Origin of the sequence: Brevibacillus sp. NRRL NRS-603 (assembly GCF_003013445.1) — a bacterium.
GTDB lineage: Bacteria > Bacillota > Bacilli > Brevibacillales > Brevibacillaceae > Brevibacillus > Brevibacillus formosus.
This window is the reverse complement of sequence record NZ_PXZN01000094.1, coordinates 1-984: the sequence shown is the minus strand read 5'-3', so window position 1 is coordinate 984 and position 984 is coordinate 1. Positions and strand designations below refer to the sequence as shown.

Annotated in this window: 1 protein-coding gene; it reads right to left on the bottom strand. The window is 49.0% G+C overall.

All coding sequences use genetic code 11. The annotated features are described in order from the left end of the window. The coding region (locus C7R94_RS28405; RefSeq protein ID WP_146142838.1) for a M3 family metallopeptidase at positions 1-984 on the bottom strand (984 nt) is incomplete at both ends.

The window sequence follows — 984 nt, the reverse complement described above, 5'->3', positions numbered from 1 at the left end:
ACCATCTCCGTAAGAGTCCTTTTGCGCTTGCAGCATCAGTTCATTCAAAGTAGAAACTGACAAGGCACCTTCTGTTCTGCGCTCAAATACAGCAGTCTCGAACAAGTAACGGCTATAAATATCGACGATCACCTGGCTTGCCCCGCTGATATCATTTTCCAGAATCGCAAATGCTTCCTCAGAGGTCGCTTGTTCAAGTGCTGCATTGGCAATGATCGTTTCGCACAAAATGGATGCGGTTTCGGCGATTGGCATCGGGTATTCACTATTCAAAAATGCTTCGTTCACGAGACATTCTCCGTGATAGCCATGTCCCAATTCATGTGCCATTGTGCTCACATCGCTGTAGCTGCCTGTGTAGTTGGACATAATTCTGCTCTCCCCTACGATGTGCAGGTTGTAGCAAAATGCCCCTCCACGCTTGCCTTCACGAATTTCTGCATCAATCCACTGATTGTCATAAGCTCGTGCTGCATAGTTGGCGAGCTTTTCGCTAAAGCTACCAAAGTGCTTCACGATGAAGTCACGGGATTCCTCGTACGAGAACCGCATGTCTGCCTCGCCCACTGGCGCAAACAAATCATAAAATGGCAACTGAGCGCTCTTATGACCGAGCAGCTTCGCCTTTGTACGGAAGTATTGATGGAAGGATGGCAGGCTCTCACGCATTGCCTGAAGCATCGCTTCGAGTGTCTCGCGGTCCATGCGGGAGTCTTGCAACGTTTTATCCAGCGGTGATTCATAACCTCTGAGCTTCGCTACAGTAATAACCTCGCCCTTAATTCCATTCAAGCTGGCAGCAGCAGCTTCATCGATTTTTTTGTAAGCGGCAAGCTCCGCCTCGTATGCCGTTTTGCGAAGCTGCGGATCTTTTTCGTTGGCCATGTTACGAACCACTGGCAATGGAAGCTGTTTGTGCTCTCCGTCGATTGTAATATCTACCAGCAGTGTGGACGTCAGCATTTCATGGAGCTTTGTCCATGC